Source organism: Nocardia sp. NPDC004582 (genome assembly GCF_053602115.1).
Map to the genome: position 1 here is coordinate 1 of NZ_JBSGCY010000232.1, position 5,839 is coordinate 5,839.

A 5,839-nucleotide genomic window follows, 5' to 3' on the forward strand; every position below is an offset into this window, starting at 1 on the left:
GCCTGCGCGAAGAGTCCGGCCCCCGCGCGCGGGCTGGTGACACCCGACTCCGAGGCCGTCCGCGCCGCCGAGGCCGCTCGCCGCGCGGCAGGTGCGGCCGTGCGCGAGGTGAGCCTGCGCGCCGAACCGACCGTGGTCGATCTGGGCGGTGTGCGGGTGCCGACCTGGGCCTTCGGCGGCCGGGTGCCCGGACCCGAAATCCGCGTCGCCACAGGCGATGTGGTGCGCGCCGAGTTCACCAACGCGCTGCCCGCCCCGACCACCGTGCACTGGCACGGCATCGCCCTGCGCAATGACATGGACGGCGTCCCCGACCTCACCCAGCCTCAGATCGCGCCCGGCGGAACCTTCCGCTACGAGTTCACCGTCCCCGACCCCGGCACCTATTTCTTCCACCCGCACGTCGGCGTCCAGCTCGACCGCGGCCTGTACGCGCCGCTCATCGTGGAGGACCCGGCCGACGGCAAGGACTACGACGTGGAAGCCGTAGTGGTACTGGACGATTGGCTCGACGGCGTCGACGGCCGCGACCCCGACCGGGAATTGCGGCAGTTGCGGGACAAGGGCATGGCCGGGATGAACATGGGTGGGTCCGGCATGAACCACGGCGGCATGAACATGGGCGGCGGTATGTCCATGTCCGCTGATCCCAACGCGCCCCTCGGATCCGACGCCGGGGATGTCACCTACCCGTACTTCTTGATCAACGGCAAACTCGCCGCCGACCCGACCGTGTTCACCGCCCGGCCCGGCCAGCGGATGCGGCTGCGGATCATCAATGCCGCGGCCGACACCGCGTTCCGGGTCGCGCTGGGCGGGCATCAACTCCGCGTCACCCACACCGACGGATTCCCGGTGCGGCCCGTCACCACCGCGAGCCTGCTCATCGGCATGGGTGAGCGTTACGACGCCGTGGTCGAGCTGACCGACGGCGTCTTCCCGCTGGTCGCCGCCGCCGAAGGCAAGACCGGCCGCGGCTTCGCGCTGGTTCGCACCGGCGGCGGCACGCCGCCCCCGGCCGACGCGCAACCCGCCGAACTCGCCGTCGCCCCGCTCACCGCGGATCGCCTGACCTCCGCCGAACCCGTTCGGCTCCAGGCGAAACAGCCCGATCGGACCCTCGACGTCACCCTCGGCTCGGATATGCGGAACTACGTCTGGACCATCAACGGCAAGGCCTACCCCGACCACGCCGTGCTGGACGTCTCCCAGGGCCAGCGCATCCGCCTGCGCTTCCGCAACCAGTCGATGATGTTCCACCCCATGCACCTGCACGGCCACACCTACCAGGTCGTCAACCGCGACGGCACGGGCCCGCGCAAGGACACCTCCATCGTCACGCCCATGCAAACCGTCGAAGTCGACTTCGACGCCGACAATCCGGGCCAGTGGATGCTGCACTGCCACAACGCCTATCACGGCGAAGCGGGCATGATGGGCATCCTGTCCTACGTGCGCTGAGGATCGGTGCTCGGCCGCCGGTCCACGACCGCGAACCGGCGGCCGGGTCGCTCGAGGATGCCCTGAATCCGTTGCGGCGCGGCATCACCCGCGACTCGGATGTAGACAAGGTGTCTACGGTCAATGCCTCATGTTCAGGTGGAGGTCAGAACGTATAGTCGAGCCGTGCCGAGGCTGTGGAACGAGACGATCGAGGCGCACCGGGGTCAGGTGCGGGAGGCGATTCTGGACGCGGCGGGCGCGCTGGCCGCCGATCGCGGGCTGCGCGGGGTGACGATGGCCCAGATCGCGGAGCGCGCCGGGATCGGGCGGGCCACGCTGTACAAGTACTTCTCCGATGTCGAGACCATCCTGCGGACCTGGCACGTGCGCCGGATCGACGGGCATCTGCGCGAACTCGCCGCGGTGCGCGATGGCGCGGGCACGCCGGTCGAGCGGCTCGCGGCCGTGCTCACCAGCTACGCCCGCATCGCCCGGCGAAGCGGCGGCCACGACCGGGAACTGGGGAGGTTCCTGCATCCCGACGAACAGGTCGTCCACGCGCACAACCAGCTTCGCGACCTGATCGGTCAATTGGTCGAGGAGGGTGTGCGTTCCGGCGATCTGCGCGGCGACGTGCCCGCCGCCGAACTCGCCGCCTACAGCCTGCACGCCCTGGGCGCGGCCGCCGAGGCCAGCGACGACGCGGGCATCGCCCGGCTGGTCGGGCTCACGATGGGCGCGCTGGCGCCGGGCCGCTGACCGGAATCGGGCCCGGCTCGGCTCAGTCGGTGATGCGGGGGATTTCCTCGGTGGGCTGGTCGAATTCGCGGTACACCTGCGCGAGGAAGGCGTCGAGGCTGTCGTAGCGGCGGAGGATCTCGGTCAGCAGTCGTAGGGCGCTGCCGGATGTGGTGCTCGCCGTCGTCATCGTCTCCACCGGGTCCGAAGGGGGTGCGGGTCCTCGGCGGGCGGGCAGGATATGGCTGGTTGGGTACCGCGCCCGCCGAGGGGGACTGCCGTGTACAGCGTCCGGTCCCGTGGTGCGTGCGGGACCGTGGAGGCCGCCAAGGGCGAGCGGCCAACGTGGACAAGGCTAGGGCGAGGGCCCGCGCGCCCGGGGTGTACCGCGGGGCCACGCCTCTGCGGATTTGGGCCACGCCACGGCCGCGCGTGGCGTGCGGCGCGCGGGGCCCGGAACAGAGGCGCGCGGGCGACACGCCCGAGTCCGATCGAAATTAGCTGAAGAATTGCTCAATTGGGCCAGTCGCGAGGATCGGATGGGAGATCATCTGCGACATGCTCGACGACTCCTGGTGTGTCCGTTCGATACACAGCGCTGCCGTGCTGGTCGAGTTCGCCACTAGCCGCGCGATGACCAGAGCCGCCGTCCTGGCCGGGACGGGGCTCGCCGAGGGCGATCTGGACGACCCGGACATCGAGATAGATATCGCCCAGGAGTTCCGGCTCCTCGAGAATATCCTGGACGCCACCGGTGACGAGCCGGGTTTGGGTCTGCTGGCCGGGTTTTCGGTGCACCTGAGCATGCTGGGCAGCCTCGGCATCGCCATGAGCAGCTGCTCCACCGTGCGCGAGATGGCCGAGTTGTGGGCGCGGCACGCCGAATTGTCCTTCGCCTACTGCCGATTCGGGATCGAGGACGCGCAGGACCGAGTGCTGGTCACCCTCGACACCGAGCCGGTGCCGCCGCGGCTGCGCCGCTTCGCCATCGAGCGCGACCTGGCGGCCCTGCGCATCATCCAGCGCGAGCTGCTGAACTGGGATATCCGGGTGCACCGCCTGGAGCTGACCCTGTCCTACGCATCGGTGTACGAGGCGGTCGGCATCCTGCTCGGAATCGGCGATATCGGCTATGACCGGCCCGCTGACGTGCTGGTCCTCGACGCCGTCGACCTGCGACGCCCTATGCCGCAGGCGAATTCGATGCTGCGCCGCCAGTACGAGCAGCTGTGCGCCGAGATCGTGGAACGCCGCCGCGCCCGGGTCGGGCTGGCCGGCCAGGTGCGCGCCCTGCTCATGCGCCACGGTCGCGCCATCGACCAGGCCACCATCGCCGCCGACCTGCACATGAGCGTGCGCACCCTGCGTCGCCGGCTGGCCGACGAGGGCACCACCTTCCGCGAACTGGCCTGCGAGACAACGGGGCTACTGGCCGAGGAGCTGCTGGCCACCGGATTCACCGTCGACACGGTGGCCACCCGGCTCGGCTACACCAGCGTGTCGGCGTTCGCGACGGCGTTCCGGGACTGGAAGGGCCAGACCCCCGGGCAGTTCGCGCGCTCGGAGCCCGCATCGCCGAACCGAAGGCTGCGCCGATAGTCACGCGCCGTCGCGCCGGCGTCGGCTGAATCTGAATCAGGTTTCAGAAATGACCTGATAAGTGGTGTGTGAACTGCCCTTTCATCCCGTATGTGCGACAGATCACACACCGCGTTCCCCGCTTCCGGTATTGACCGGCAGGGGCTTTTCCAGCATGGTGTCCCGAGAAATAAGCGCTTAGTAAGTTCCATGCCGGAAGGACTTCGCATGACCAGATTCGAGGGCAAGACGGCCATCGTCACCGGCGCGAGCCGCGGAATCGGGCTCGGCATCGCGCGACGCCTGGTGGACGAGGGCGCGCGGGTGGTGATCACCGCCCGCAAGCAGGAGGCGCTCGACGACGCGGTGGCCGCGCTGGGCGGACCGGACAAGGCGCTGGCCGTGGCCGGTCGCACCGACGACGTGGCCCATCAGGCCGAAGTGGTCGAGCGGGCCGTCGACACCTTCGGCAGCGCGGATCTGCTGGTCAACAACACCGGCATCAACCCGGTCTACGGGACCATGATGGACCTCGACCTCGACGCCGCCCGCAAGATCGTCGAGGTCAACTGCCTGGCCGCGCTGTCGTGGGTGCAGCAGGCGCATCGGGCGTGGATGCACGATCACGGCGGCGCGGTCGTGAACGTCTCCTCGGTGGCCGGGCTCAAGCCCGCGCCCGGGATCGGCTTCTACGGTGCGAGCAAGGCGATGCTGACCCACATCACCCAGGAGCTCGCGGTCGAACTGGGCCCGGACATCCGGGTGAACGCCGTCGCTCCGGCGGTGGTGAAGACCAAGTTCGCGACCGCGCTCTACGAGGGGCGTGAGGAAGCGGTCGCGGCCGCGTACCCGCTCAAGCGCTTGGGCGTGCCCGAGGACATCGCGAGCGTGGTCGCGTTTCTGCTGTCGGCCGACTCCGCTTGGCTCACCGGCCAATTGCTCGTCGTCGACGGCGGCCTCACCCTCACCGGTGGCGTCTAGTGGTCGACATGGCGGCGTGGCGCGTCCACGACCTGGGCGAGCCCGCGACGGCGATGCGCCTGGACACCGTCGCCCGTCCCACGGCCGGGCCGGGGCAGTTGGTCGTGCGGGTGCTCGGCGCGGCGGCGAACTTCCCGGATGTCCTCATGTGCCGCGGGCGGTATCAGGTGCGGCCGGAGCTGCCGTTCACGCCGGGCATCGAGGTGTGCGGTGAGGTGGTGGCCCTCGGTGCGGACGTGACCGGATTCGCCGTCGGCGAGCGCGTGCTCGGCGGGGTCGCTCTGCCGCACGGCGGATTCGCCGAGTACGCGGTGCTGGACGCGCGCCAGACCTTCTCCGCGCCACCGGCACTCGACGATGCCGAAGCGGCGGCCCTGTACATCGGGTACCAGACCGGATGGTTCGGCCTGCATCGGCGCGCCGCCCTGCGTCCGGGGGAGACCCTGCTGGTGCACGCGGCCGCGGGCGGTGTCGGCAGCGCCGCCGTCCAGCTCGGCAAGGCCGCCGGAGCCCGGGTCATCGGCGTGGTCGGTGGTCCCGAGAAGGCCGAGTACGCGCGCGAGCTCGGCGCGGACATCGTGATCGACCGCAGGACACAGGATTTCGTGGAGATCGTGAAGGCCGCCACCGACAATCGCGGCGCGGACGTCATCTACGACCCGGTCGGCGGCGACACCTACGCCCGGTCGACCAAATGCGTCGCGTTCGAGGGCCGGATCCTGGTGGTCGGCTTCGCGGGCGGTGAGATCCAAACCGCCGCCCTGAACCACGCGCTGGTGAAGAATTATTCGATCGTCGGACTGCACTGGGGCCTCTACAACGCCCACGACCGCGCCGCGGTCGCCCACTGCCACCGGGAACTGACCCGGCTGGCCGCTGACGGCGCGATCCGGCCGCTGGTCAGCGAGCGACTGGCCCTGGCGGACCTCGCCGACGGCGTCCAGCGCCTGGCCGACGGCAAGACCGTCGGCCGTGTCGTCTACACCCCCTAGTCCCCTCGGAGAACAGGACGCCATCAACAAGGGCCTGGACGCCATGAAGGCCGCCGCCGACGCGCAGGGCGCGGACGTCGACGACATCGTGTGGGAGGTTCCCTACC

Annotated in this window: 6 protein-coding genes; 5 read left to right on the forward strand and 1 reads right to left on the reverse strand. The window is 70.1% G+C overall.

Going from position 1 to position 5,839, the window contains the following annotated elements:
- Together ACWELJ_RS32885 and ACWELJ_RS32890 are read left to right on the forward strand one after the other, a co-directional pair.
- On the forward strand, positions 1-1,461 hold a 1,461-nt coding region (locus ACWELJ_RS32885; RefSeq protein ID WP_452369975.1), incomplete at its 5' end, for a multicopper oxidase family protein.
- Between the two features lie 165 nt (positions 1,462-1,626).
- A complete protein-coding gene (locus ACWELJ_RS32890) occupies positions 1,627-2,202 on the forward strand; it encodes a TetR/AcrR family transcriptional regulator (RefSeq protein WP_452369976.1) in 576 nt (191 codons plus the stop codon).
- Positions 2,203-2,224: 22 nt separating this feature from the next.
- On the opposite strand, the gene ACWELJ_RS32895 is transcribed toward ACWELJ_RS32890, so the two are convergent.
- Positions 2,225-2,371: a hypothetical protein gene (locus ACWELJ_RS32895; RefSeq protein WP_452369977.1), complete on the reverse strand. Its 147-nt coding sequence runs from the start codon at positions 2,369-2,371 to the stop codon at positions 2,225-2,227.
- Positions 2,372-2,814: 443 nt separating this feature from the next.
- Between ACWELJ_RS32895 and ACWELJ_RS32900 the strand changes: the two genes are divergently transcribed.
- The 3 genes from ACWELJ_RS32900 to ACWELJ_RS32910 all read left to right on the forward strand — a co-directional run bounded on the left by ACWELJ_RS32900 (position 2,815) and on the right by ACWELJ_RS32910 (position 5,732).
- Positions 2,815-3,780 (forward strand): AraC family transcriptional regulator ligand-binding domain-containing protein, encoded by a 966-nt coding sequence (locus tag ACWELJ_RS32900; protein ID WP_452369978.1) that lies wholly within the window; start codon positions 2,815-2,817, stop codon positions 3,778-3,780.
- Positions 3,781-3,987: 207 nt separating this feature from the next.
- Complete coding sequence (locus ACWELJ_RS32905; RefSeq protein WP_452369979.1) at positions 3,988-4,740, forward strand: SDR family oxidoreductase; 753 nt, start codon at positions 3,988-3,990, stop codon at positions 4,738-4,740.
- Positions 4,741-4,748: 8 nt separating this feature from the next.
- On the forward strand, positions 4,749-5,732 hold the full coding sequence (locus ACWELJ_RS32910; protein WP_452369980.1) for an NADPH:quinone oxidoreductase family protein: 984 nt from the start codon (positions 4,749-4,751) through the stop codon (positions 5,730-5,732).
- Positions 5,733-5,839 lie beyond the last annotated feature (107 nt).

What these genes read in the sequence shown, in the direction of transcription:
- ACWELJ_RS32905 (WP_452369979.1), top strand. Translation starts at nt 3,988, where the DNA reads ATGACCAGATTCGAGGGCAAGACGGCCATCGTCACCGGCGCGAGCCGC.
- ACWELJ_RS32910 (WP_452369980.1), top strand. Translation starts at nt 4,749, where the DNA reads ATGGCGGCGTGGCGCGTCCACGACCTGGGCGAGCCCGCGACGGCGATG.
- ACWELJ_RS32895 (WP_452369977.1), bottom strand. Translation starts at nt 2,371, where the DNA reads ATGACGACGGCGAGCACCACATCCGGCAGCGCCCTACGACTGCTGACC.
- ACWELJ_RS32900 (WP_452369978.1), top strand. Translation starts at nt 2,815, where the DNA reads ATGACCAGAGCCGCCGTCCTGGCCGGGACGGGGCTCGCCGAGGGCGAT.